Source organism: Streptomyces sp. NPDC015139, assembly GCF_043079785.1.
GTDB classification, from domain to species: Bacteria; Actinomycetota; Actinomycetes; order Streptomycetales; family Streptomycetaceae; genus Streptomyces; species Streptomyces albidocamelliae.
This window is the reverse complement of the sequence record NZ_JBIBUW010000004.1, coordinates 444,274-469,107: the sequence shown is the minus strand read 5'-3', so window position 1 is coordinate 469,107 and position 24,834 is coordinate 444,274. Positions and strand designations below refer to the sequence as shown.

The window sequence follows — 24,834 nt, the reverse complement described above, 5'->3', positions numbered from 1 at the left end:
CTCACCCGCGCCGCGTCCATACGCAGACCAGGGGGAACGGATGCCAGCCAACTCCGGCGTCGAGGCGGTCGTCCTCGACGTCCTCGGCACGATGGTCGACGAGCCCGGCGGGCTGCGCACGGCCCTGCGCGAGGCGGTGCCGGACGCCGGCGAGGAGACGGTCGAGCGGCTGCGCACCCTGTGGCAGGAGCACATCGAGAGCCAGCAGCGGCGGATCGCCGACGGCAGCCGCCCGTACGCCGACAGCGAGGTCATCGACCGCGAGGCGGCGGAACGCGTCGCCGACCACGCGGGGCTCACCGACCCCGGGGCCGTCGACCGGCTGGCCACCGCCGGTCAGCGGCTGGAGCCCTGGACCGACTCCGTCGCGGGGCTGGCGCGTCTCGCGGAGCGCTTTCCCCTGCTCGGACTCAGCAACGCGAGCCGGACTGCGCTGCTCCGGCTGAACTGCCACGCGGGACTGCGGTGGCACCAGGCGCTGTCCGCGGAGGAGGCCCGCGCCTACAAACCGGCGCCGCAGGTCTACCGGCTCGCTCTCGACGTCGTCGGACGTCCGCCCGCGCACGTCCTGATGGTCGCCGCCCACGCCTGGGATCTGCGCGGGGCGCAGCGGCTGGGCATGCGCACCGCCTATGTGCGGCGCCCGGTCGGCGATACCCCGCTGCCCTCCGACGACTTCGACTGGCGCGCCGGGAGCCTCGACGAACTGGCCGCCGTGCTGACGTCGGACCGCGGGAACACCTGACCGGTCCGGCCGGGGCGGGCTTCCCTCCCCGTGAGGGGCGGCGGTCCCGTCAGCCGGCTCTCAGCGGGTTCGGCAGGGGCAGATAGCGGGCGTCGGCGCCGTCCGCTCCCGTCCAGCGCAGCAGCAGGTTGGTCTTGCCGGGCAGGGTGGGCGCGGTGAGCAGGGCGGCGATCTCGGGCAGGTCGTGCCGGGCCAGTTCACGGCGGGCGGCGGGCCAGGGGTCCAGGCCCGGGTGGTGTTCGGCGAGGGCGGCGGCGATCTCGCTGAGGTGGTTGACGACCAGGCAGTACACCAGGCGCTCCCAGCCGGCGGCGCGGGAGACGTCCGGCAGCAGCTTGGCGCCCTCGGCGTCCCGGAACAGTGCCTGTACGGGTGTACCGGCCGCGTCCACGGCGACGAGGGTGTTCTGCAGGTGGGCCTCCAGCACCACGCCGTGGTCGTGGAAGGCGGTGAGGGCGGGCGGGACGACCTGCCGCAGGTAGGCCTCCCACCAGGCCGCCGGGTCGGCGGCGGCCGCGGCGGGGCTGCCGTCGAAGCCCTCGGCGAGGCCCGCGGCGAGCAGCGGGGTGGCGCCGGGCAGCAGATGGCCGCGCAGGCCGTCGCGGACGAGTACGGCGAGTTCCTCGAAGGCGAACGCGGCGGTGCGGTAGCCGCGATCGCTCAGCCAGGCCGCGGGCGGGCCCACCGCCGCGAAGGCGTGCCGTGCGGCGGTGTCCGTGCGGCGCAGCCGCCGCAGGTCGTGGCGCCACAGCCGGCGGATGTCGTTGGTGATGCGCACGTCCAGGCTGAACTTCAGGAACAGGTCGCGCCGGGGCACGTACACCGTGCGGACCGCGGCCGTCGGCCAGGCGTCGAAGGCGGTCGTACCGAGGCGGAGCAGGCGGCCGTCGGCGAGCGCCGGGGCGAGTTCGCGGGCGACGAGGGCGAGCTGCCAGGGGTGGGCGGGCAGCAGCCGGTAGCCGGGCGGGGCGGTGCCGAGGGCGTCCAGGGCACGGGTGTCGCCCTCCTCGGCCACCTGGTCCTCGCGGACCCCGAGCAGCACCAGCGGGAAGCGGGCGTGGGCCTCGGGGGCGTACGGCAGCCAGGAGGCGACCGGGCCGCCGCCGCGCGCCTTGGGGGCGGGGTGGTGGGGGTGGCCGGTGAGCAGGGACTGCTCGGAGCGCAGGTACGGGTCGCCGGGCGGGGTGGCCCGCTCGCGGGCGGCGAGCAGCGCGGCGACCGCGTCCCGGCTGTCGATCATCTCGGCGGGCAGGTCGCCGCCGGTCAGTCCGGTGTGCCGGCGCAGTTCCTCGGCGACCAGTTTGACCAGTTCGGTGTGGCCGACCGGGTGCCAGGCACCGGCACGGTGGACCTCGGGGTCGGCGGGGCGCCGGCCGGCGCGCACGCGCAGCAGCCGCCCGCTGGGCAGCCGGTGGACACGGCGTGTCCCGGCGTCCGGGAGGGGCTCGGCCACCTCGCGCAGCAGGCAGTTGAGCAGCGGCGCGGCCGCGTAGGCGTCGGCGCGGGGGCCGACGGCGCCGGTGGGGGGTGTGTGGTCCACGCGATCCATTCGTTCTTCGTCCAGGTGCCGATCGCGGCGTCGCGTATGTGGTGTCGTACGGCGCGGGACGGATCCGTCGCACACCGCGTACGTCTCGCCCGTCGTCCGGGAGCCGGTGGTGATCAGTATGTCTGTCCTCCCTGACAATCGTGCCCGTTGCCCGTGTATCCGAGGAGCCGACCGTGCACCGACCCCCCACCCGTGAGGCCGAGGTCGCCGAGGAGCTGGCCGGCGTACGGCCGGACCTGCTGTCCCGCTACACGGCGGAGCTGCCGGGCGCCCGCGCCGCCGTGCTGACCAGGCTGTGGCGGGCGCTCGCGCACGAGCCGCTGCCGTGGTGCACGGGCCGGGTGCGGGGCGCCCACGGCCTCGCCCTGCGGCTCGCCGACGGCCGGACCCTGTACGGGCCGCACGCGGACCCGTACGCCACGAGCGCGTACGTCACGGGCGTCCGCCTCGGCCGGGAGCGGTACGAGGATCCGGCGGGCCTGATGGCGGCGCTGGGGGTGCCGCACGGGTCCGCGTTCGCGGCGGAGCTGGCGGACAGCGTGGCGTCGCTGGCGCTGTCGCGGGCGGGCGCGGATCACCCGAAGGGGTGGCCGGTGGAGATCGCCCCGGCCGGCGGCCGGAGGAGGGACTGGGAGTGGGAGCAGCGGGTGGTCGACGGGCATCCCTTCCATCCCAACTGCCGTTCCCGGCCCGGGTTCTCGGTGGCGGAACAGTTGGCGTTCGGTCCGGAGCACCGGCCGGTGGTGCGGTTGTCGGCGGTGGCGGTGCCGGCCGCCGAGTGCCTGGCGACGGGTGAGTGGCCGGACGAACTCCGGGAGGGTGAGCGGCTGTTGGTGCCGGTGCACCCGTGGCAGGCGGAGCACGTCCTGGGGCGGCCGTGCGCCCCGTGGCGGCCCGCCCATCCGCTGATGTCCCTGCGGACACTCGCGGTGCCCGGCGGCCCGCACGTGAAGACCGCGCTGAGCGCCCGGCTGACCTCCTCGGTGCGGGACATCTCCACGTACTCGGTGCGGGCCGCGGCGCCCCTGTCCGACCTGGGCGAGGAGCTGGCCGCGCGCACCGGCGGGCTGCTGCACGTCACCCGCACCCTGGGAGCGGTCACCGCCCACTCCGCCGACCTGGCCGCACTGCTGCGGGAGTCGCCCGAGGAGTACGCGGCACCGGACGAGCACGTCCTTCCGGTGGCCGCCCTCGCCACCACCTCGCTGCCCGAATCCCCGGACTGGCTGGCCGGGTTCGCGCGGCTGGCGCTCACGGTGGGCCTGCTCCTGCTGGATCTCGGCGTGGCCCTGGAGGCACACGGCCAGAACCTCCTGGTCGTCCTGTCGGCCGACGGCACCCCGCGGCGGCTGGTCTATCGCGATCTGGCCGACATCCGGATCAGCCCCGCCCGCCTGGCCGGCCACGGCATCACCCCGCCACCGCTCACCGGCCGACTGGTCACCGACGACGAAACCGCCCTGCGGCGCAAGCTGTTCGGCTCGCTGGTGGCGGGCGCCCTGGCGGGTACGGCGGGCTCCGGCCCGGCACTCGGCGCGGCCCTCGCCGCCGCGCTGCCCGGTCTCCCGGACACCGCCGGTCTGCGGGCCCTGCGCGAAGGACCGGTACCGGCCAAGGCGCTGAGCCTGATGCGGCTGTCCCCCGGGACACCGGGCGACCAGTGGACGTCGCTGCCGAACCCGCTCGTTTTGGAGCACGGACCGTCTGATCAATAGGATCCGCCGATGATCAGAAGACAACGGCTGGCGGCGGGCGTCTGCGCTCTGCTCGCCGCCCTGACGGCCGGGCTCGCCTTCCCCGCCGGTGCGGTCGCCGACGAGACCGAGCAGGCCGCCCCCAAGGTCGAACTCGTCCTGGACGTCAGCGGTTCCATGCGCACCCGGGACATCGACGGCGGCACCCGGATGGCCGCGGCCAAGCAGGCGTTCAACGAGGTGCTGGACGCGACGCCGGAGGAGGTGCGGCTGGGCATCCGCACGCTCGGCGCCAACTACCACGGCAACGACCGCAAGGAGGGCTGCAAGGACACCGAACAGCTCTACCCGGTCGGCCCGCTGGACCGGACCGACGCGAAGACGGCCGTGGCCACGCTGTCGCCGACCGGCTGGACGCCGATCGGGCCCGCCCTGCTGAAGGCGGCGGGCGACCTGAACGGCGGCGACGGCACCCGCCGTATCGTCCTGATCAGCGACGGCGAGGACACCTGCCAGCCCCTCGACCCGTGCGAGGTGGCCCGCGAGATAGCCGCCAAGGGCATCGGGCTGACCATCGACACCCTCGGCCTGGTGCCAGACGCGAAGACCCGTGACCAGCTCAGCTGCATCGCGGACGCGACCGGCGGCACCTACACCTCCGTGCAGCACAAGGAGGAACTGAGCGACCGGGTCGGGCAGTTGGTCGACCGGGCGGCCGATCCGGTGGTGACGCCGGTGGCGACGCAGGGCGCGGACCGGTGCGAGAAGGCACCGGCGCTGAAGTCCGGGCTGTACACCGACCGCGAGGAGTTCGGGCAGCAGCGCTGGTACAAGGTGGACGTCGAGCCCGGCCAGGAGCTGCGCGCCTCGGTGAGCGTGGCGGACGACCGGGCCGTGAACCCCCACTACGGGGTGCTGCTGCGGGCGGTGACCCTGCACGGGCGGGAGATCGTGCGCGGTGAGGCGGCGGGCACCGGCCGCACCGACGTGATCTCCACGGGTCTGCGCTACCCGAAGGCGGAGAGCGACGACGACACGGCGTCCGCCGAGACCGTGTGCCTCCAGGTCACCCAGTCGTTCTCGGCCGCGGCGGGCGTCAAGACGACGCCCGGTCTGCCGCTGGAGCTGACCGTCGACGTCGTGGACGGGCCCTCGGGTCACCGGGACGTGGCCGCCTTCGGGCTCGGGCGCGGCTGGTGGCTGCTGGGCGTGCTGGTGCTGATCGGCTTCGTCGCCGGTCTGCTGTGGGGCTGGCTGTCGCGCTGGCGGCTCGCGGTCTGGAGGACGAACTGATGCGTATCACACGGGTACTGGGCACCGCGCTGCTGGCGCTGGGGCTGGCCGCCGGGCCGGCCGCCGCCGACTCCTCGCCCTCGCCGAGCGCCTCCGGCGACGACAAGGCCCCCACCCAGGCGGGCACCTCCTTCCGCACGGCCACGGAGATCGAGCAGGGGCAGGAGGCCACCGCGTCCGGCTCCACCGGTGACTACCTGTACTGGTCGTTCCCGGCGGACACCGGGCAGCGGCCCACCGTCGAGGCCACGGTGAAGCTGCCCGACACGCACGGCTCGCAGACCTGGCAGCTGGACGTGTACGACGGACTGCGGCGCCGTCAGGCATGTCAGTACGGCGCCCAGTCCCGCACCGCCGCACAGGGCACCTCCACGATGGAGCTCGCCTGTGTGCTGCGCACGGTGCGCGGCTGGTCGGAGCCCTGGGGGAACGACCCGCTGCCGGGCACCTACTACGTCCGGCTGACCGTGCTGGACCTCGGCTCCTCCGACCTCGGCCTTCCGGTGAGCACCGAAGTCCGCGTGGACTCCAAGGACATCGGCGGCGCGGCGGCCGTCGACGGCTCGCTGGGCAAGCCGCTCGTGCCCGGTGTCGCCGTCAAGTCCGACGAGGAGAAGGACGGTTCGAAGGCGGCGGTGCTGTCCAGCTTCGGCTCGGACGACGGCTGGTCCTCCGGCTGGTGGTCCGACCGCTGGGTGTGGACCGGGATCGGCGCGGTGCTCGCCGCGCTGGCGGGCATCGGCGGCTACGCCCTGACCCGGGGCTCGGGCCGCCCCTCCCGGGTGCCCCCGGGCGCCTGACCGCACACCGTGACCCGGAGAAGGCCCGCCCACCCGGCGGGCCTTCTGCTGTTCCCCCTCACCCCTCCCGGAGCGCCTTGGCGAGGGTGCCGTCGCCCGTCACGGTCACCCGGCCGTCCCGTACCGCGTCCGGCAGCCGCGCTTCCCCCCGGGCGATGGCCTCAGCGGTGGCCGCGTCCAGCGCGAGCCGTGCGTCGGGCCCGGCCGGGGCCGGCCCGTCGCCGTACACCGGCCCCTCCTCGGCGGCCACGAACAGGTGGAAGTCACCTTCTTCCAGGTGCACTTCGACGACCCCCTCGCCCTCCAGCGCGCGCAGCAGCGGCAGGGCGAACCAGTGGGCGCGTACCGCGTCCGTCGGGCGCCGCTCCCCCAGTTCGGCCTCGCCCCAGCTCCCCAGCGCCTGCAGTACCGGCTGCAACTCACGCCCCCGCGAGGTGAGTTCGTACACGTAGGCCGCTCCGGGCGGGGGCAGCCTGCGGCGCGTGGTGAGGCCGTCGCGTTCCATGTCCTTCAGCCGGGAGGCGAGTACGTCCGTGCTCACGCCCGGCAGGTCCGCGTGCAGGTCCGTGTAGCGGCGCGGGCCGGCGAGCAGCTCCCGGACGATCAGCAGCGTCCAGCGGTCGCCGACGAGGTCGAGGGCACGGGCTGCGGAACAGTACTGGTCGTAGCTTCGGCGAGGTGACATGCGGCGCAGTCTAGACGGGTTGTTGGACTTTCCAAGCTCACACTTGGTAAAACCAAGTAACACCAGATACCGGAGGGGAAGCGGCGCATGGAGTTCCGGCAGTCGAACAAGCTCAGCGAGGTCTGCTACGAGATCCGCGGCCCGGTGATCGAGCACGCCAACGCCCTGGAGGAGGCGGGGCACAGCGTGCTGCGCCTGAACACCGGCAACCCCGCGGCCTTCGGTTTCGAGGCGCCGGAGGAGATCCTCCAGGACATGATCCGGATGCTGCCCCGGGCCCACGGCTACACGGACTCGCGCGGTGTCCTCTCCGCCCGGCGCGCGGTCGCCCAGCGCTACCAGAACGTGGGCCTCGACGTGGACGTGGACGACGTCTTCCTGGGCAACGGCGTCTCGGAGCTGGTCTCCATGGCCGTACAGGCGCTGGTCGAGGACGGCGACGAAATCCTCATCCCCGCACCGGACTTCCCCCTCTGGACCGCCGTCACGACCCTCGCGGGCGGCAAGGCGGTGCACTACCTGTGCGACGAACAGGCCGACTGGAACCCGGACCTGGCCGACATGGCGTCGAAGATCACGGACCGGACCAAGGCCGTGGTCATCATCAACCCGAACAACCCCACCGGCGCCGTGTACCCGAAGGAGGTCCTCGAGGGCATCCTGGACCTCGCCCGCCGGCACGGCCTGATGGTGTTCGCCGACGAGATCTACGACCAGATCCTGTACGACGACGCGGTCCACCACTCCGCCGCCGCGCTCGCCCCCGACCTGGTGGTCCTCACCTTCTGCGGCCTGTCGAAGACGTACCGCGTGGCCGGTTTCCGCTCCGGCTGGCTGGCCGTCACCGGACCCAGGCAGCACGCCAAGGACTACCTGGAGGGCCTGACCATGCTGGCCTCCATGCGCCTGTGCGCCAACGCGCCCGCCCAGTACGCGATCCAGGCCGCGCTCGGCGGACGCCAGTCGATCAGTGAACTCACCGCGCCCGGCGGCCGGTTGCACGAACAGCGGAACGTGGCCTGGGAGCGGCTCAACGAGATCCCCGGCGTGTCCTGCGTGAAGCCGAAGGGCGCCCTGTACGCCTTCCCGCGCATCGACCCCAAGGTGCACGCGATCCACGACGACGAGAAGTTCGTCCTCGACCTGCTGCTGCGGGAGAAGATCCAGGTGGTGCAGGGCACGGGCTTCAACTGGCCCTCCCCCGACCACTTCCGCATCCTCACGCTGCCGCACGCGGACGACCTGGAGGCGGCGATCGGCCGGATCGGCCGGTTCCTCGGCGGATACCGGCAGTAGGGCGACCGGTGCCGCGGGAGCCGCCGCCTCGGTGGCACCTTTTCGCGCACGTGTGCGAAGATCGCTCCTCATGACCGGGGGAGCGCCTCCGCCCCGGGCGCCACGCGCCGCGGAGGACAGGTCACACGGACCGCCGGTGCGCGCCTGACCAGCGCCGCACCGCCGTTCCCCCTGGTCCGGTTCCAACGACCACGGGGAGCACCCTTGTTCATGTATCACCGACGCCGCGCGGCCCTCGCCGCCCTGTGCGCGGCGGCCCTCGGGCTCGCGGCCCCGGCCGCCCAGGCCGCGCCGTCCTCACCGCCCTGGCCCGCGGACGGGCAGGAGGCCGAGGACGCCGCCCGGTACTGGACCGCCGAGCGCATGGCCGACGCGGCACCGCTGGACGCCGTACGCCAGGCGCCGCCGGGGCGGACGCGGCCCGGGAGCGCGGCGGCGCACCGGCCCCAGGGAACCCTCTACAAGGGGACCCGGCTCGTCGGGACGTTCTTCGGTTCCGACGGACCGCGCGGCACCACCTGGCACTGCACCGGCAGCGTGATCGACACGTCGGCGCGCAACATCGTGCTCACCGCGGCCCACTGCGCGATGAACATGAAGGGCGACTACATCTTCGTCCCCAAGTTCGTGAAGGGCGCCGGACCCGACCAGCAGCCCTACGGCATCTTCCCCGTCAAGCGCGTCTTCATCGACCCGCGGTACCAGCCCGACAAGGGCGGTACGACCACCAAGAAGGCCTCGTCCGACCTGGACACCGCGTTCGCCCGGGTCTCCGCCAACCAGCACGGCACCTCGCTGCAGGACGCCGTGGGCGGCGGGCTGACCTTCACCCGGGCCGGCGGGTACGACCACCGCGGCGTGACCGTCGTGGGCTATCCCTCGTACCGGCACAACGGCGCGGGGCGCGCGGTGAAGTGCACCGTGCCCACCAAGCAGCTGCGCGGCTACCGGCAGATGTCGATGACCTGCGGCGGCTACTACGGCGGTGTGTCCGGCAGCCCGTGGATCACCGACTACAAGGACGGCGCGCGCTCCGGGCACGTGATCGGCAACCTCGGCGGCTACAACGGCGGCGGCAACGACGCGAACGCCGACTACATCAGCTACGCCCCCGCGTTCGGCGCCGACGCCGAGAAGCTCCTCGACGCCGCCGTGGCGGACCGCACCCCGCCCGCCGACCAGCCGCCGTACCAGGGCCTGGGCGAGAAGCTGGCGGGAGGCGCCACGCGGTGGCGCAAGGCCGCGCTCATGGCCTCCGGCGACTACACCGGCGACCGGCGGGGCGACCTGGTCGTGGTCTGGTCCGACGGCGCCGTCACCCTGCATCCCGGCGACGGCGACGGCGGGTTCCGCACCGAGCTGCGGCTGCGGAAGGCCAACTCCACCTGGAAGCACGCCCGGTCCCTCACCGGCGGGACCTTCGCCGGCGCCGGCCACGACGGCCTGCTGGTGCGCTGGTCCGACGGCGAGGTGACCCTGTACCCGGACCTCGGCGCGTCCGGCACAGGCCGCGAGATACGCATGGCCGGCCCCGGCTCCGGCTGGAAGAACGCCGCGCAGCTGACGGCCGGGCAGTTCCACGGCGGCGCGGGCGCGACCGACCTGCTGGTCCGCTGGTCGGACGGCCGGGTGAGCGTCTACACCAAGATCACGGCGAACTCGTTCGGCACCGGCAGGCAGCTCGTCGCCGCGAACGGCACCTGGACCAAGGCGGCCCTGCTCACCGGCGGGAACTTCGGCCGCACCGCCGACTGGGACCTGCTCGTGCGCCGGACGGACGGCACGCTCGACACCTACGCGGGCACCTCGGCCGCGGGGCTCGGCACGAAGTCCCGGCTGCGCGGCCCGAACGGCCTGTGGAAGCACGCCCAGGTCATGACGGCCGGCGACCTCACCGGCGACCACACGGCGAACGACCTGGTCGTCCGCTGGTCCGACGGCGAGACCACCCTGTACGCCGACACGCGCCCCAGGACGCTCGGCACCGAGCGGACGCTGGTCCACCCCGGCACCTGAGCGCGCGGCCGTCTGGCGCAGTCCGCCCTGCGGGCCGCGGCCGCCCTGTGGCACCGTGCTGGGAGTGCTGACAGTGCTGGGAGCGCTGGCAGGCGAGCGGGAAGGGCGCTGACGTGGGTGACCTGTTTCTCGTCCGGCACGGTGAGACCGAGTGGTCGCGCTCCGGACGGCACACCGGCTGGACCGACGTACCCCTCACCGAGCACGGGCGGCAGGAGGCGCGCCGGCTGGTGCCGCTGATCCGCTCGCACCGGATCGGGGCGGCGTTCGTCAGCCCCTCGCAGCGGGCCCGGGAGACCGCCGAGCTCATCGGCATCCATGACCCGCGGGTCGACGCCGACCTGCGCGAATGGGACTACGGCGGGTACGAGGGCGTGACCACCGTGCAGATCCAGCGGACCCGGCCCGACTGGTTCCTGTTCGACGACGGGGTCGCGCCCGGCCCGCCGGACCATCCGGGCGAGAGCCCGGAGCAGGTCGGGGAACGCGCCGACCGCATGCTGGGCAAGGTCGACGCCGCCCTCGCCAACACGGAGGGGGTCGTCGTGCTGGTCGCCCACGGTCACTTCCTGCGCGTCCTCACCGCCCGCCGCCTGGGTCTCCCCCCGCGGCACGGCGCCCTGTTCCAGCTGGCGACGGGGACGCTGTGCCGTCTCGGCACGGAGCACGGCCGCCCGGTGGTGGCGGGGTGGAACATCCGGCCGCCGGAGTAGGGCGGGGCTGTCGGACCCGGGTCGTACGCTGCGAAGAGGGGCGTCCACCGGGGCGGTCCCCGGGGGACGGCATCACAAGGAGCGCGCCGTGACACGACCGCCGACCGCCGCCCAGCGGCGGGTGATCGAGGCCGCCGACGCGGTCACCGGCCGGCTGCGCGGCACGGACGCACAGCTCGCCGCGCTGGTGAAGCGGGGCCTCGCCTTCCGGCACCCGCGGCCGCCGCACGACCACTTCCTGACCCCGGCCGGGCACCGGATACGGGAGGCGGTGCCGGACGCGGCACCCGAGGCGCCGCGGGAGGAGCGGCCGGCGACGGGGGTGTTCGCGGCGCGGGTCGGCGGCGAGGAGGAGGCCCCGCCCTCCGGTCCGGCCCGGCGGCGCGAGGTGCACGGCGCCTGGCAGGGGCTGATGGAACTGCGCCGGATGACCCATCCCGACGGTGCGACGGACCGGCCCTGCGGCTGGGAGCGCGCGCATCTGGTGCGGGCCGCCGCCCTGGCCCTGGAGGCGGCGGGCCACCACCCGGCGGGCGGGGACACGGACGGCTACCGGGTGCGGGCGACGCCGCAGCCGGAGGCGGTGGCCGTGTACGCGCCGGACGCGGAGTCGCTGGCGGCCTGCGCGGCCACGCTGGAGGGGGCCGGCTGGCAGACCGGCGAGTACACCGAGCCGCGGAGCCGGGCGCGCTATCTGCTGGCCTCGCCGCGCCGGGTGTGACCCCCGTGCCATGATCGGTGCACCGGAGATCCGAACGTGAGAAGGGCGAGCAGGTGTCCGAACCGTTTTCCGTCCGTGTGACCGTCCGCGGGTACGAGACCGACGTACAGGGGCACCTCAACCAGGCGGTGTACCTCAACTACGCGGAGCACGCCCGCTGGTCGCTGCTCCAGGCGGCCGGGATCAGCCAGGCCCGGCTGGTCGGCCGGGGCGTGGGCCCGGTGGCGCTGGAGACAACGATCCGCTACCGGCGCGAGCTGCTCGCGGGTGACGAGGTCGACGTGTCCTGCGCGTTCGAGTGGGGCGGCGGCAAGACCTTCCGCATCCGGCAGGAGATCCGCAAGGCCGACGGCACCGTCGCAGCGGAGCTCACCGCGGTGGGCGGCATGCTGAACCTGGCGGAACGCAAGCTGCTCCCCGATCCGCGGGAGATCTTCCAGGAACTGGCCACCGATCTGGGCCTGTTCGGGCTGTAGCGGTCGCGCGGGCCGGCCCGGCCACCCCTTCGGGACCGGGCGCGCCCTGAGTGTGGTCAACTCCTCCCGAAAGTCGCCCGGTTGTCCTCGGCCCACTCCCGGTAGGGCCGGGCCCTCCTGCCCAGTACCTCCGCCACGTCCGGGGTGACCAGCGCGTTGCCGCCGCGGCGGACATGGGCCGTTGCGGTCAGGACGCCCTCGGCCTGCGTCTCGTCGAAGCCCCAGACGGTGCGGAGGAATTCACGGGTTCCCTCCGGGGACAGGTCGCGGGTCCTGACCGGGCGGCCGAGGACCGAGGCGAGGACGACGGCCTGCTCCGGGACGCTGATCGCCTCGGGACCGGTCAGGGTGTACGTGCGTCCGGCGTGCCCGTCGTCGAGCAGGGCCCGCACCGCCACCTCGGCCACGTCCCTCGGGTCGATCACCCCGGAGGCCCCGTCCCCGGTCATGTTGGGCACCGGCTCGCCGTCCCGGAGCGCCGGTACCCAGCTCAGCGTGTTGGAGGCGAACGACGAGGGCCGCAGGACCGTCCACTCGGCCCCGCTCTCCCGCACGGCGCGCTCACCGTCCGCGTGCCACAGACCGAACGGGCCGGCCTCGGGATCCCCGGTGCCGATGGCGGAGAGCTTCACCAGCCGTCGTACCCCCGCCTTCGCCGCCGCGGCCACGAGCACCTTGTCGGCTTGCGCGGAGGGGCCCGTGACACCGACGAGGAACACGGCCGTCACCCCCTCCATCGGGCCGTCGAGGGAGCCCGGGTCGCCGTAGTCCCCGCGCACCACCTCCACGCCCCGCGGCGCCTTCGCCCTCGCCGGGTCGCGCGTCAGGGCGCGGACCTTGTCGCCGCGCTCCGCGAGCTGTCGTACGACGTCACTTCCGATGGTGCCCGTGGCACCCGTCACCAGGATCATGGGGTCCACGGTGGCCCGGACGGGGTCCGCCGCTCTTGGAAAAACCGGCACGCTTCGCCCGTCCCGGGAGCGTGCCGCGCGCCTAGGCTGGTGAGGTGCCGAACGCGACCGCCGAACTGGCCTTGAACACAACGGAGATGCTGCTCCCCTGGATCACCGGGGTGCGGAACGTGTCCCTCGCCGATCCTGGCGGGGCCGCCTTCGTCCATCTGCCCGACGCGGTCACCAAGGTGGTGCTGCGGATGTCGGCGGACGGGCACCACGACGTGCTGGCCGTCGGACCGCGGGTACGCGCCTCGTACCACGAGGGCAAGGCCCATCTGTCCTGTCTGGAGCTGCGGCTCGCGCCCGGAACCGCCCTGCCCCTGCTGGGCGTCCCGGCCGCCGAACTGGTCGGCCGGGCCGTGCCGTTGGACCGGCTGCCCGGCGGGACGGCGCGGCGGCTCGCGAGGAAGCTGCGCCGCCTGGAGCCCGAGGAGGTGGTGCCGTATCTGGCCGAGGCGCTCCCCGAGACGCTGCCGGCGGCCGCGGACCACGGCCGTACGGCCCTGGTGCGGGCCGGGGCCGACGCGCTGTCGCTCCGGGCGGACCGGGCCCCCGCCCAGGTCCGTGACGTCGCTCGTGAACTGTCGGTGAGCGAGCGCCAGTTGCGCAACCTGTTCGCGGAGGGGGTGGGGGTCTCCCCCAAGCACTACGCGCGCATCGACCGGGTGCGCACGGTCGTCACCCGGGCCGCGACGGCTTCCTGGTCCGAACTCGCGGTCGCCACCGGGTACTACGACCAGTCGCACATGACGTCCGACTTCCGGTCCCTGATGGGCGTACCGCCCCGCTCGTACGTCACCGGCCGGCTGCCCTCGACGACCCCCTGCCGGGCGGCGGCGGGCGGCTGAGGCCTGTTCGTCCAGGGCTCCGGTCGTGACGGCGGACGGGCCCCGGCGGTCTTCTCCGTGGCCCGCCGCACTGTCAGTGCACGGCCGCGATCTCCTCGCCCGCCTCCATCGGGTGGGTGACGTCGTGGGCCTCGCGGCCCTTGCCGAGGTGGTTGAAGAGCAGGTTGAGCACCACGGCCGTGACACAGCCGGTGGAGATGCCCGAGTCCAGGACGATCTTCGCGGTCTCGGGGAACGCGTGGTAGAACCCGGGCGCGGTGATCGGGATGATGCCCACGGCGAGGGAGACGGCGACGATCAGGACGTTGTTGTCCCGTTCGAGGCCGGCCCGCATCAGGGTCTGGATGCCGCTCGCGGCGACCGACCCGAACAGGACGATGCCGGCGCCGCCGAGGACCGGGCGGGGCACGACCGCGATGAGCGAGGCGGCCATCGGACACAGGCCCATCAGGACGAGGAAGCCGCCACCGGTCGCGACGACGTACCGGCTGCGGATCCGGGTCATCGCCACCAGGCCGATGTTCTGGGCGAAGGCGCTGCACATGAAGCCGTTGAACAGCGGGCTGAGCGCCGAGCCGAGGGTGTCGGCGCGCAGGCCGGCCGCGATGGTCCGCTCGTCGGCGGGTCGTTCGACGATCTCGCCGAGGGCCAGCATGTCGGCGGTGGACTCGGTCATGGAGACCACCATCACCACGCACAGCGAGAGGATGGCGGCGAGCTGGAACTGCGGGGCGCCGAAGTGGAACGGCGTCGGGAAGCCCACCACGTCGGCGTGGGCCACGGGGCTGAAGTCCGTGACACCGAACGGGATCGCGACGAGGGTGCCGACGATCAGCCCCAGCAGCACGGCGATCTGCTTGACGAACCCGCGGGTGAAGCGGCGCAGCAGCAGGACGATGAGCAGGGTGATGCCGGCGAGGGCGAGGAAGGTGGTCGAGCCGTAGTCGTCGGCCTTCGGATCGGGGCCCTGGGCCCAGCCGAAGGCGACCGGCAGCAGGGACACACCGATCAGGGTGATGACCGAGCCGGTGACGACCGGCGGGAAGAAACGTATCGCTTTGCTGAAGAAGGGCGCGGCGACGAAACCGAGGAGGCCGGCGACGATGACCGCGCCGAAGATGATCGGCAGGGCGTCGGACTTGTCCTCGGTGGAGGCGACGACGGCGGTCATGGGGGCGACACCGGCGAAGGTGACGCCGTTGACGAAGGGCAGCCGGGCGCCGATCTTCCAGATGCCCAGCGTCTGCAGGAAGGTGGCGAGGCCCGCGGTGAACAGGCAGGCGCCGGTGAGGAACGTCAGATCGGTCGCGCTCAGGCCCACGGCCGCGCCGACGATCAGGGGTGGTGCGACTACTCCGGCGTACATGGCGGCCACGTGCTGCAGGCCGCTGGTCGCCATTTTCAGGGGGGAGAGTTTCTCGTCAACAGGATGGGCGGCCACGGCTGCTCCTCCGGGCGGGTAACACGTCGTCGACGTGGGTTTCTGGGAGGTGGTGCGTGTGGTCGTGCGGGACCGTGACGGGGTGGCGCTCGAGCGGTGAGCGGTGGAGCGGTGACCGTTCCGGGGCGCGCGCGGGCGCACGCGCCCCGGAGACGGCTTGCCGTGGATCCCGCTCGGATCCACGGCTCCGGCCGTGAGCCGTCCCTCCCGGCCGGAGTCCGCCGGCGCCTCGCCACGGGGGTGGGGCGCCGGAGTGTGGGGTGTGGATCAGCCCTGGGCGGCGATCCGGGCGAGGCGCTGGGCCTCCTCGCGGGTGGAGCGGGCGATGGCGTCCTCCTCGACGTGCAGCAGGCGGCCGTTCTCGACGATCTGCCGGCCGTTGACGAAGGAGGCGGTGACCGGGGCCGCGGCGCCGAAGACGAGCGCGGTCACCGGGTCGGCGATGGAGGCGTGGGCGAGCGTGTCCATCTTCCAGAGCACCAGGTCGGCGAGCTTGCCGGGCTCCAGCGAGCCGATCTGCCCGGCCCGGCCGAGCACCTGGGCGCCGCCGTACGTGCCGAGCCGCAGCGCCTGGCGGGCGTCGAGGGCGGCCTCGCGGTGGGCGCCGAGGCGGTTGATCAGCAGGGCGTTGCGCAGTTCGGTGTGGAGTTCACCGGACTCGTTGGAGGCGGTGCCGTCCACGCCGAGACCGACCGGGACACCGGCCCGGAGCATGTCGGGCACGCGGGCGATGCCGGCCGCGAGCCGGGCGTTGGACGAGGGACAGTGGGCGACACCGGTCTTCGTACGGGCGAAGGCGGCGATGTCGGAGTCGTTCATGTGGACGCAGTGCGCCATCCACACGTCCTCACCGAGCCAGCCGGTGGACTCGAAGTAGTCCGTCGGGCCCATGCCGAACAGCTCGTGGCAGAACTTCTCCTCCTCCACGGTCTCCGAGCCGTGGGTGTGCAGCCGTACTCCGAGCCGGCGGGCCAGCTCGGCGCCCTGCCGGAGGAGTTCGGTGGACACGGAGAACGGGGAGCAGGGGGCGACGGCCACCTGGGTCATGGCGTCGAACGAGGCGTCGTGGTGCTTCTTGACGGTCTCCTCGGTGGCGGCGAGCGCACCCTCCAGCGTCTCGACGGCGAAGTCCGGCGGCAGGCCGCCGTCCTTCTCGCTGCGGTCCATCGAGCCGCGGGCCAGCGTGAACCGTACGCCCATCTCCGCGGCGGCGCGGATGATCGAGCCGGACAGGTCGCCGGAGCCCCGCGGGAAGACGTAGTGGTGGTCCATCGCGGTGGTGACACCGCCGCGGGCCATCATGCCGAGGGACCCCTGGGCGGCCGTGTACGTCATCTGCTCGTCGATGCGCGCCCACGTCGGGTAGAGCGCGACCAGCCAGTTGAACAGGTTGTGGTCGGTGGCCAGGCCCCGGGTGATCCACTGGTAGAAGTGGTGGTGGGTGTTGACCAGACCGGGCGTGACCAGATGGCCGGTCGCGTCGATCCGGCGCACCACGTCCTCGAGGCCTTCGGGGGCCTTGCCCGCGCCGACCGACTCGATCCGGTTGCCGGCCAGGACCAGGTACCCGGAGGCGTACTCCGTGTCGCCCGCGTCCACGGTCGCGATCGCGCAGTTCTCGATGACGATGCGCTGGGCTGCCGATGGTGCCATGGTGCTTCCTTTTCTTTCAGTGGCGGCCCGTGGACCGAAGCGGTGTCCACGGGGAGGGCACGGCAGGACCCTAGGAGGATTTGAGTGCCGGAGCGGGCCTGCCGCTCCGGGTGCCGAGGTGATGGAAGAAGAGATTGAGCAGCACGGCGACGAGCGCGCCCGCGCTGATGCCGGAGCCGAGCACGGTCTGCGCCCAGGCCGGGAAGTCCGCGTAGAAGGTCGGCGCGGCCAGCGGGATGATGCCGGCACCGAGCGCCACGGCCACCAGGATGATGTTGGAGCTGTCGTCCAGCCCCGCCTCGGACAGGGTACGGATGCCGCTGACGGCGATCGAGCCGAAGAGCACGATGCCCGCGCCGCCCAGGACCGGCATGGGGACCAGGGAGACGACGGCACCGAGCACCGGGAAGGCGCCGAGGACCAGCAGGGTGGCGCCGGCGACGGCGACGACGTAGCGGCTGCGCACCCGGGTGAGGGAGACGACGCCGACGTTCTGGGCGAAGGCGGAGGTGGGGAAGCCGCCGAAGACGGGACCGAGCAGGGTGGCGATGCCGTCGGTGCGCAGGCCGCGGGTGATGGTCCTCGCGTCGGCACGGCGGTCGCAGATCTCGCCGAGGGCGAGCATGCCGGCGGAGCTCTCGGTCATCAGCACGAGCATCACGATGCACAGCGACAGCACGGCCGCGGGCCGGAACTCGGGGGTGCCGAAGGCGAACGGGGTGGGCAGCGCGGCGACCGGCGCGGACCGCAGCCCGCTGAAATCGGCCATGCCGAAGGGGATCGCGGCCAGGGTGCCGATCAACAGCCCGAAGAGCAGTGCCACTTGCTTGACGAATCCCCTGCCGAAGCGCTGGATCAGCAGGATGACGGCGAGGGTGAAGCCGGCGAGCGCGAGGTGCCGCATGGCGCCGAAGTCGGCGGCGGTCTTGTCGCCCCCCTGGGCCCAGCCGACGGGGACGGGCATGAGGGTGACGCCGATCAGGGTGATGACGACGCCGGTGACCAGGGGCGGGAAGTAGCGCAGCAGCCGCCCGAAGAACGGGCCGAGCGCCAGGCAGAAGGCCCCGGCGACCATCACCGCGCCGTAGATCGCGGGGAGTTGGTGCCCCTTGCCGCTGGTCTCGGCGATCGCGAGGATCGGGGCGATGCCGGCGGAGGAGGCGGCGTTGACGAAGGGCAGGCGGTTGCCGACGAGGCCCTTGACGCCGATGGTCTGGAGGATGGTCGCGACGCCCGCGATGAGCAGGCTCGCGGCGATGAGCCGGGTGCGGGCCGCGATGTCGAGTCCGCAGGCCTGGCCGATGATGAGCGGAGGAGTGACGACGCCCGCGTACATCGCGGCGATGTGCTGGAGCGCGGCCGGGACGAGCCGGGTGACGTGGAGTTTCTCGTCCACCGGGTGCACGGACGTGACGGCGTCGTCGGTGTGCGCCGGCGGGGTGGGACCCAGGGCCGTGGCGGGCCCTTTCGCAGGCTGTGCCATTTCGTTCCCTCCGGTGTGGCGGGCCCCCGGCACGGGTGGCGGGGCCGGGGGCGCGCGTCCCGCGTCAGAGGTTGGTCGTGTCGACCGGGATCAGGGCCTCACAGCCGTCCCGCAGGATGGTGGCCTCGATGAGGCCGTAGGGGCGGTCGGCGGCGAAGTAGACCTCGTTGTCGTTCTTCAGGCCGAACGGCTCCAGGTCCACCAGGAAGTGGTGCTTGTTCGGCAGCGAGAAGCGGACCTCGTCGATCTCGCCGCGGTTGTTGATGATGCGCGAGCCCATCTGGTACAGCGTCTGCTGCAGCGAGAGGGAGTAGGTCTCGGCGAAGGCCTGGAGCATGTGCTTCCTGACCTGCTCGTAGGACTTCTCCCAGTTGGGCATCTTCTGCTCGTCGTCGGTCCAGTTGAACCGCCAGCGGCCGGACACCGAGGTCGCCAGGATGCGGTCGTACGCCTCCTGGAGGGTGGTGTACTTGTCCTTGACGTAGCCCCAGAACTCGGAGTTGGTCGAGTTCATCACCGTCAGGTCCTTGAGGCCGGAGACGACCTCCCACTTCCGGCCGTCGTAGGTGATCTGGGTGAGGCGGGTCTCCTGGCCCTTCTTCACGAAGGAGTGCTTGACCTCGTCCGAGCCGATGAACTTCGAGTTGGCGTCGGAGGTCTCGATCCGCTCCCAGGCGTACTCCTCGATGCGGATCCGGGCGCGGTGGATCGGCTCCTGCGAGGTGACGAAGTGGCGGGCGAGGTGGATGCCGAACTGCTCGGCGGACTCGATGCCGTGCTCCTTGGCGAACGCGAACACCGTGTTCTTGGTGGTGTCGGTCGGCAGGACGTTGGCGTTGGAGCCGGAGTAGTGGACCTCTTCCATGTCGCCGCTCAGCGCCACGGATACGTTGAGGTCCTTGATGTGGTGGGTGGCGCCGTCCCGCGTGATCTTGACGACTCGGTTCTCGGCCTTGCCGTACTGGTTCTGTCCCAGAATCGTGGGCATTTAGCTAGCTCCCTCGGTAAACGGAGTAGCCGAACGGGTTGAGCAGCAGCGGCACGTGGTAGTGCTCGCCCGGTACGACGGCGAACGTGATCGCCACCTCCGGGAAGAACACACCGGTTCCGCTGTCCCGATTCGCGGGGGCGTCCTGCTGCGCATCGGCTTGCTTCTTCTCGAAATACGGCTCGACGGCGAAGTCGAGCCGTACGTGGGTGGTCCCCTCCGGCAGGGCCGGCAGGTCCTTGCACCGGCCGTCGGCGTCGGTCGCGGAGCCGCCGAGCGCCTGCCAGTTCGCGTCGCGCCCGCTGCGGGCGGCGAGCTGGACGGCGACGCCCTCGGCGGGGCGGCCGACGGAGGTGTCCAGGATGTGCGTGGACACGGAGGCGGTGGTGCTGGTGCTCATGGTGTCAGGCGTCCTCTTCGACGAGTCGGGCCAGTCGGATGCGGTTGATCTTGCCCAGCTCGGTGCGGACGATCTCCCGCTCCTGCTCGGGCGAGTTGCCGATCCGCTCCTTGACCGCGTCGCGCATCTGCTCGCCGGTACGGCCGGTGGCGCAGATGAGGAAGACATGGCCGAACTTGTCCTGGTAGGCCAGGTTGAGCTCGAGCATCTCCGCCTTGAGGTCCTCGGAGGCGCCGGCCATGCCGCGCTGCTCACGGGCGGAGGTCGGGTCGCCGGGCTGGGGACGCCCGATCGGCGGGTGCCCGGCCATCGCCTCGTCGAGGTCCTCGGCGGCCAGCTCGGCCGTGGCGGCGTCACCGGCCGCGTAGAGCGCTTCGGCGGTGGGATAGGGGCGGGCGGCGAGCAGCCGCCGGGCCCACTCGGTGGAGGCGCACGCCTCGTGGAGGGCGGCGAAGGCCGCGTCCTCCTCCAGGTCGTTGAACCGGGCGAGGCCCGGGGGCGTGGAAGTCGACGTCACGGGAGCCTCCGTGGCCGCGATGGGCCTTCGTGCTGAACGGGCTGCCGATAGCTAACGCCCTCGGAAACATCACGTCAACACTTTGTTGAAAAATCCGCGTAACAAGCCGCGGAGGCGCCCGGGGCCGCTCAGGCCCCCTTCTCCCGGTTCAGGTAGTTGTAGACCGTGAAGCGGCTGACACCCAGTGCACCCGCCACCGTCTCCACGCCGTGCCGCACGGCGAAGGCGCCCCGCGCCTCCAGTATGCGCACGACCTCCTGCTTGGCCTTGCGGTCCAGGTCGGCCAGGGGCCGGCCCTGTCTGCGCTCCATGGCGGCGAGGATGTGGTCGAGGGAGTCGGCGAGCTGGGGCAGGCGTACGGCGAGGACGTCGACGCCCTCCCAGGCCAGGACGACGTCCTCCGGACCGGCCTCGTCCGGCGGAAGCATCTCCCCGCCCATGGCGTCGATCAACGGCTTCACGGCCGCGATGAAGGGCTCGTCCCCGGTCAACTGTCGCCCTCCCCGCTCGCGTCCTCGATCACGTTGACCTGGAGCGAGACCCGGGTCGCACCGGCCTCCAGGGCCTTGCGCAGCAGCGCGTCGACGGCGGTGAGCACGCCGTCGGCGGCCCCTTCGGCCGTGTTGCCGAACGGGCCGACGTCCACGGCGTCCAACTCGGCCGCCTCGAGGACCTGCCGCGCCACGAGGGCGTGCGCGGGCGCCTCTTCCAGGTCGAAGGGTTCGGTCGTGAACTCCACTCTCAATCGCACGCGCACAACCTAACGCGCGCCGCGGGTTTTGGGGCGGCCCGGTGAGGACGGGCCGCCGGGCCCTCTTGACAAGCGCCGACACCCGACGGCAATCTTCCATTAAGCAGAAACGAACTTCCGCTATACGGAAACCAGAACCACGGAAGGGAGCGCGGCCCGAATGGGATTCGCAGACCAGCGCTTCAACGTCAACCTGTCGATCCTCTTCACGGAACTCCCGCTCCTGGAGCGTCCCGCGGCCGCCGCCGCGGCCGGCTTCACCGCGGTCGAGCTGTGGTGGCCCTGGATCGACTCCCCCACCCCCGAGCGGTCCGAGCTCGACGCCCTGAAGAAGGCGATCGAGGACGCGGGCGTCCAGCTCACCGGGCTGAACTTCTACGCCGGGCAGCTGCCGGGCCCGGACCGCGGCGCCCTGTCGGTCCCGGGTGAGGAGTCGGCGAGGTTCCGCGCCAACGTCGACGTGGCCGCGGAGTTCGCGCAGTCGCTCGGCTGCAAGGCCCTCAACGCCCTGTACGGCAACCGCGTCGACGGCGCGGACCCGGCCGCACAGGACGCGCTCGCCCTGGAGAACCTGGTGCTCGCCGCCCGGGCCGCCGACCGGATCGGCGCGATCCTGCTGATCGAGGCGCTCAACCAGCCCGAGTCGCCGCTGTACCCGCTGGTGTCGGCGCCGGCCGCGATCGACGTCGTCGACAAGGTCAACGCGGCCACGGGCCTCGGGAACGCGAAGTTCCTCATGGACCTGTACCACCTGTCGATGAACGGCGAGGACCTGCCCTCGGTGATCGACCGGTACGCGGCGAGGACCGGGCACGTGCAGATCGCCGACAACCCCGGCCGCGGCGCCCCCGGCACCGGCTCACTCCCGCTGGAGGAGCTGCTGGACCGGCTGCGGAAGGCCGGTTACGACGGCTGGGTCGGCCTGGAGTACAAGCCGGGCGACCGTCCCAGCGCCGAGGCCTTCGCGTGGCTCCCGCGCGAAGCGCGCTGAACCCCCCGACTTCGCAGAGCAGTCAGAGAGGCACCCCCGAGATGAGCAACCTTCCCAAGATCGCCTGGATCGGCCTCGGCATCATGGGCTCCCCCATGTCCGAGAACCTGGTCAAGGCGGGTTACCCGGTCACCGGCTACACCCTGGAGCAGGACAAGCTGGACCGCCTGGCCGCCGCCGGCGGCACCGCGGCCGGCTCGATCGCCGAGGCGGTCCGGGACGCCGACGTGGTGATCACCATGGTCCCCGCCTCCCCGCACGTCGAGGCCATCGCCTACGGCCCCGACGGCATCCTGGAGAACGCCAGGTCCGGCGCCCTGCTGATCGACATGTCCTCGATCACCCCGCAGACCTCCGTGGACCTGGCCGCCGCCGCGAAGGACAAGGGCATCCGGGTGCTGGACGCCCCCGTGTCCGGTGGCGAGGCCGGCGCCGTGGAGGCCGTGCTGTCGATCATGGTCGGCGGCGGCCAGGCCGACTTCGACGAGGCCAAGCCGATCTTCGACGCCCTCGGCAGGACCATCGTGCTGTGCGGCCCGCACGGCTCCGGCCAGACCGTGAAGGCGGCCAACCAGCTGATCGTCGCCGTGAACATCCAGGCGTGCGCCGAGGCCGTGGTCTTCCTGGAGAAGTCGGGCGTGGACCTCAAGGCCGCGCTGGACGTCCTCAACGGCGGCCTCGCCGGCTCCACCGTGCTGACGCGCAAGAAGGACAACTTCCTGGCCCGCGACTTCAAGCCCGGCTTCCGCATCGACCTGCACCACAAGGACATGGGCATCGTCACCGACGCCGCCCGCAACGTCGGCGCGGCCCTGCCCGTCGGCGGCGTGGTCGCCCAGCTGGTCGCCTCCCTGCGCGCCCAGGGCGACGGCGGCCTGGACCACTCGGCCCTGCTGCGGGCCGTGGAGCGCCTCTCCGGCGCCAAGGTCTGACGCACCCCGAGACTTCCGGGCGGCGCCGCCGCCGACACCTGTCCTGTCGCGCCCAGGCGTCGGCGCCGCCCGGAATCCACTTCAACAAACTGTTGACGCCCCGTCCACCCAAATCTAGGCTCACGCCAGCGGAAGCTCCATGAAGCGGAAATCTGTTTCCGAAGATTCCGAAGATTTAGCGGTTCCGCAGATTCCCGCTGCCCTCTCGCACGGAAGGTCCCCGATGTCGAAGCGCGTGCTGACGACAGAGTCCGGCGCCCCGGTCGCCGACAACCAGAACTCCGCCTCCGCCGGCGCAGGCGGCCCGCTCCTCCTCCAGGACCAGCACCTCCTGGAGAAGCTCGCGCGCTTCAACCGCGAGCGGATCCCGGAGCGCGTCGTGCACGCCCGCGGTTCCGGCGCGTACGGCCACTTCGAGGTGACGGACGACGTCACCGGCTTCACCCACGCCGACTTCCTGAGCGAGATCGGCAAGCGCACCGAGGTCTTCCTGCGCTTCTCGACGGTCGCCGACTCCCTCGGCGGCGCGGACGCCGTGCGCGACCCCCGCGGCTTCGCGGTGAAGTTCTACACCGAGGAGGGCAACTACGACCTCGTCGGCAACAACACCCCGGTGTTCTTCATCAAGGACCCGATCAAGTTCCCCGACTTCATCCACTCGCAGAAGCGGGACCCGTTCACGGGCAGGCAGGAGCCGGACAACGTCTGGGACTTCTGGGCGCACGCCCCCGAGGCCACGCACCAGGTGACCTGGCTGATGGGCGACCGCGGCATCCCGGCGTCGTACCGCCACATGAACGGCTACGGCTCGCACACCTACCAGTGGACGAACGCGCAGGGCGAGGCCTTCTTCGTCAAGTACCACTTCAAGACGAACCAGGGCATCCGCAGCCTGAGCAGCGAGCAGGCCGCGGAGACCGTGGGCCAGGACGCCAACTCCCACCAGACGGACCTGCTGCAGGCCATCGAGCGGGGCGTGCACCCGTCCTGGACCCTGTACGTGCAGCTCATGCCGGCGGCCGAGGCGGCCGACTACCGCTTCAACCCGTTCGACCTCACCAAGGTGTGGCCGCACAAGGACTACCCGCTCCAGCGGGTGGGCCGCCTGGTCCTCGACCGCAACCCGGACAACGTCTTCGCCGAGGTCGAGCAGGCCGCGTTCTCCCCGAACAACTTCGTGCCCGGCATCGGTCCGTCGCCGGACAAGATGCTCCAGGGCCGGCTGTTCGCCTACGCGGACGCCCACCGCTACCGCCTGGGCGTCAACCACACCCTGCTCGCCGTGAACGCCCCCAAGGCGGTCCCGGGCGGCGCCCGCAACTACGGCCGGGACGGCCTCATGGCGGTCAACGGCCAGGGTCGCGGCGCCAAGAACTACGAGCCGAACTCCTACGACGGCCCGGTCGAGACCGGCCGCCCGCTGTCGGCCCCCCTGCCGGTGTCGGGTCACACCGGCACCCACGAGGCTCCCCTCCACACCAAGGACGACGACTTCGTCCAGGCGGGCGACCTGTACCGCCTGATGTCCGAGGAGGAGAGGTCGCGTCTCGTCGCGAACATCGCCGGCGGCCTCTCGCAGGTCTCCCGCGACGACGTGATCGAGAAGAACCTGGCCCACTTCCACGCCGCCGACCCGGAGTACGGCAAGCGCGTGGAGGCGGCGGTCCGCGCCCTGCGCGAGGACTGATCCCAGGAACCCGCAAGCAGCGTACGGAATCTGACGGGAGGTCATGATTCCGGACGCGGCCCGCGCAGTACACCGGACGGCCCGGATGAGGGGTGGCCGTCGGTGGAGGCGCGGGCAGGGCGAGGACCGCGGCGGCGTGCGAGCCAGTGCGGTGGTGAAGGAACGGCCTGCCCTTCTCGACCTGAGGGAAGAGCACCCG

At 72.5% G+C, this 24,834-nt stretch carries 24 protein-coding genes; 13 read left to right on the top strand and 11 right to left on the bottom strand.

All coding sequences use genetic code 11. The features are described from left to right. The first annotated feature begins 40 nt into the window (after nucleotides 1–40). Complete coding sequence (locus tag ACF08B_RS14340; RefSeq protein ID WP_392317604.1) at nucleotides 41–745, top strand: haloacid dehalogenase type II; 705 nt, start codon at nucleotides 41–43, stop codon at nucleotides 743–745. Between the two features lie 49 nt (nucleotides 746–794). Here the strand turns inward: ACF08B_RS14340 and ACF08B_RS14335 are convergent, their stop codons facing one another. Beyond that, on the bottom strand, nucleotides 795–2,294 hold the full coding sequence (locus tag ACF08B_RS14335; protein WP_392317603.1) for an IucA/IucC family protein: 1,500 nt from the start codon (nucleotides 2,292–2,294) through the stop codon (nucleotides 795–797). A gap of 173 nt (nucleotides 2,295–2,467) precedes the next feature. Between ACF08B_RS14335 and ACF08B_RS14330 the strand changes: the two genes are divergently transcribed. The 3 genes from ACF08B_RS14330 to ACF08B_RS14320 are packed head-to-tail and all read left to right on the top strand — an operon-like array spanning nucleotide 2,468 to nucleotide 6,081. Continuing rightward, nucleotides 2,468–4,009, top strand: coding sequence for an IucA/IucC family protein (locus tag ACF08B_RS14330; protein ID WP_392317602.1), 1,542 nt, complete (start codon nucleotides 2,468–2,470; stop codon nucleotides 4,007–4,009). 9 nt (nucleotides 4,010–4,018) lie between these two features. Then, the gene (locus ACF08B_RS14325; RefSeq protein ID WP_392317601.1) at nucleotides 4,019–5,281 is read left to right on the top strand and encodes a VWA domain-containing protein; all 1,263 of its coding nucleotides are present in this window, start codon (nucleotides 4,019–4,021) and stop codon (nucleotides 5,279–5,281) included. Next, nucleotides 5,281–6,081, top strand: a complete 801-nt coding sequence (locus ACF08B_RS14320) for a hypothetical protein (RefSeq protein WP_392317600.1) — start codon at nucleotides 5,281–5,283, stop codon at nucleotides 6,079–6,081. Before ACF08B_RS14325 ends, ACF08B_RS14320 begins: the two co-directional genes overlap by 1 nt. A gap of 58 nt (nucleotides 6,082–6,139) precedes the next feature. On the opposite strand, the gene ACF08B_RS14315 is transcribed toward ACF08B_RS14320, so the two are convergent. Next, entirely contained in the window at nucleotides 6,140–6,766 is a 627-nt protein-coding gene (locus tag ACF08B_RS14315) for a winged helix-turn-helix transcriptional regulator (RefSeq protein ID WP_392317599.1), read from the bottom strand. 87 nt (nucleotides 6,767–6,853) lie between these two features. Between ACF08B_RS14315 and ACF08B_RS14310 the strand changes: the two genes are divergently transcribed. The 5 genes from ACF08B_RS14310 (at nucleotide 6,854) to ACF08B_RS14290 (ending at nucleotide 11,988) form a co-directional block, all read left to right on the top strand. Further along, nucleotides 6,854–8,062, top strand: coding sequence for a pyridoxal phosphate-dependent aminotransferase (locus ACF08B_RS14310; RefSeq protein WP_392317598.1), 1,209 nt, complete (start codon nucleotides 6,854–6,856; stop codon nucleotides 8,060–8,062). 210 nt (nucleotides 8,063–8,272) lie between these two features. Continuing rightward, a complete protein-coding gene (locus ACF08B_RS14305) occupies nucleotides 8,273–10,078 on the top strand; it encodes a trypsin-like serine protease (RefSeq protein WP_392317597.1) in 1,806 nt (601 codons plus the stop codon). Nucleotides 10,079–10,191: 113 nt separating this feature from the next. Next, the gene (locus tag ACF08B_RS14300) at nucleotides 10,192–10,791 is read left to right on the top strand and encodes a histidine phosphatase family protein (RefSeq protein WP_392317596.1); all 600 of its coding nucleotides are present in this window, start codon (nucleotides 10,192–10,194) and stop codon (nucleotides 10,789–10,791) included. Nucleotides 10,792–10,879: 88 nt separating this feature from the next. After that, nucleotides 10,880–11,512 carry a hypothetical protein gene (locus ACF08B_RS14295; protein ID WP_392317595.1) on the top strand — a complete coding sequence of 211 codons (633 nt, stop codon included), beginning with the start codon at nucleotides 10,880–10,882 and terminating at the stop codon, nucleotides 11,510–11,512. 53 nt (nucleotides 11,513–11,565) lie between these two features. Beyond that, a complete protein-coding gene (locus ACF08B_RS14290) occupies nucleotides 11,566–11,988 on the top strand; it encodes an acyl-CoA thioesterase (protein ID WP_392317594.1) in 423 nt (140 codons plus the stop codon). 56 nt (nucleotides 11,989–12,044) lie between these two features. On the opposite strand, the gene ACF08B_RS14285 is transcribed toward ACF08B_RS14290, so the two are convergent. After that, nucleotides 12,045–12,899 carry an SDR family oxidoreductase gene (locus ACF08B_RS14285; RefSeq protein ID WP_392317593.1) on the bottom strand — a complete coding sequence of 285 codons (855 nt, stop codon included), beginning with the start codon at nucleotides 12,897–12,899 and terminating at the stop codon, nucleotides 12,045–12,047. A gap of 95 nt (nucleotides 12,900–12,994) precedes the next feature. Here ACF08B_RS14285 and ACF08B_RS14280 point away from each other — a divergent pair, with 95 nt between their 5' ends. Continuing rightward, entirely contained in the window at nucleotides 12,995–13,792 is a 798-nt protein-coding gene (locus ACF08B_RS14280) for a helix-turn-helix domain-containing protein (protein WP_392317592.1), read from the top strand. A 73-nt stretch (nucleotides 13,793–13,865) separates the two neighbouring features. Here the strand turns inward: ACF08B_RS14280 and ACF08B_RS14275 are convergent, their stop codons facing one another. The 8 genes from ACF08B_RS14275 to ACF08B_RS14240 form a co-directional block, all read right to left on the bottom strand. Beyond that, nucleotides 13,866–15,233 carry a nucleobase:cation symporter-2 family protein gene (locus ACF08B_RS14275; RefSeq protein ID WP_392317591.1) on the bottom strand — a complete coding sequence of 456 codons (1,368 nt, stop codon included), beginning with the start codon at nucleotides 15,231–15,233 and terminating at the stop codon, nucleotides 13,866–13,868. A gap of 267 nt (nucleotides 15,234–15,500) precedes the next feature. Further along, nucleotides 15,501–16,886: an 8-oxoguanine deaminase gene (locus tag ACF08B_RS14270; RefSeq protein WP_392317590.1), complete on the bottom strand. Its 1,386-nt coding sequence runs from the start codon at nucleotides 16,884–16,886 to the stop codon at nucleotides 15,501–15,503. Between the two features lie 70 nt (nucleotides 16,887–16,956). Then, a complete protein-coding gene (locus ACF08B_RS14265) occupies nucleotides 16,957–18,369 on the bottom strand; it encodes a nucleobase:cation symporter-2 family protein (protein WP_392317589.1) in 1,413 nt (470 codons plus the stop codon). A 64-nt stretch (nucleotides 18,370–18,433) separates the two neighbouring features. Then, on the bottom strand, nucleotides 18,434–19,357 hold the full coding sequence (gene pucL, locus ACF08B_RS14260; RefSeq protein ID WP_392317588.1) for a factor-independent urate hydroxylase: 924 nt from the start codon (nucleotides 19,355–19,357) through the stop codon (nucleotides 18,434–18,436). 4 nt (nucleotides 19,358–19,361) lie between these two features. Beyond that, nucleotides 19,362–19,757 carry a hydroxyisourate hydrolase gene (gene uraH, locus ACF08B_RS14255; protein ID WP_093473700.1) on the bottom strand — a complete coding sequence of 132 codons (396 nt, stop codon included), beginning with the start codon at nucleotides 19,755–19,757 and terminating at the stop codon, nucleotides 19,362–19,364. A gap of 4 nt (nucleotides 19,758–19,761) precedes the next feature. Continuing rightward, nucleotides 19,762–20,274 carry a 2-oxo-4-hydroxy-4-carboxy-5-ureidoimidazoline decarboxylase gene (gene uraD, locus ACF08B_RS14250; protein WP_392317587.1) on the bottom strand — a complete coding sequence of 171 codons (513 nt, stop codon included), beginning with the start codon at nucleotides 20,272–20,274 and terminating at the stop codon, nucleotides 19,762–19,764. A 128-nt stretch (nucleotides 20,275–20,402) separates the two neighbouring features. Next, complete coding sequence (locus ACF08B_RS14245) at nucleotides 20,403–20,714, bottom strand: helix-turn-helix domain-containing protein (protein ID WP_371127852.1); 312 nt, start codon at nucleotides 20,712–20,714, stop codon at nucleotides 20,403–20,405. 47 nt (nucleotides 20,715–20,761) lie between these two features. Then, a complete protein-coding gene (locus tag ACF08B_RS14240; protein ID WP_093473705.1) occupies nucleotides 20,762–21,025 on the bottom strand; it encodes a hypothetical protein in 264 nt (87 codons plus the stop codon). Nucleotides 21,026–21,185: 160 nt separating this feature from the next. Here ACF08B_RS14240 and ACF08B_RS14235 point away from each other — a divergent pair, with 160 nt between their 5' ends. The 3 genes from ACF08B_RS14235 to ACF08B_RS14225 all read left to right on the top strand — a co-directional run bounded on the left by ACF08B_RS14235 (nucleotide 21,186) and on the right by ACF08B_RS14225 (nucleotide 24,635). Continuing rightward, nucleotides 21,186–22,016 (top strand): TIM barrel protein, encoded by an 831-nt coding sequence (locus ACF08B_RS14235; RefSeq protein WP_392317586.1) that lies wholly within the window; start codon nucleotides 21,186–21,188, stop codon nucleotides 22,014–22,016. Between the two features lie 41 nt (nucleotides 22,017–22,057). Continuing rightward, nucleotides 22,058–22,948, top strand: coding sequence for a 2-hydroxy-3-oxopropionate reductase (locus ACF08B_RS14230; RefSeq protein WP_392317585.1), 891 nt, complete (start codon nucleotides 22,058–22,060; stop codon nucleotides 22,946–22,948). A gap of 223 nt (nucleotides 22,949–23,171) precedes the next feature. Continuing rightward, nucleotides 23,172–24,635: a catalase gene (locus tag ACF08B_RS14225; RefSeq protein WP_392317584.1), complete on the top strand. Its 1,464-nt coding sequence runs from the start codon at nucleotides 23,172–23,174 to the stop codon at nucleotides 24,633–24,635. Nucleotides 24,636–24,834: the final 199 nt, after the last annotated feature.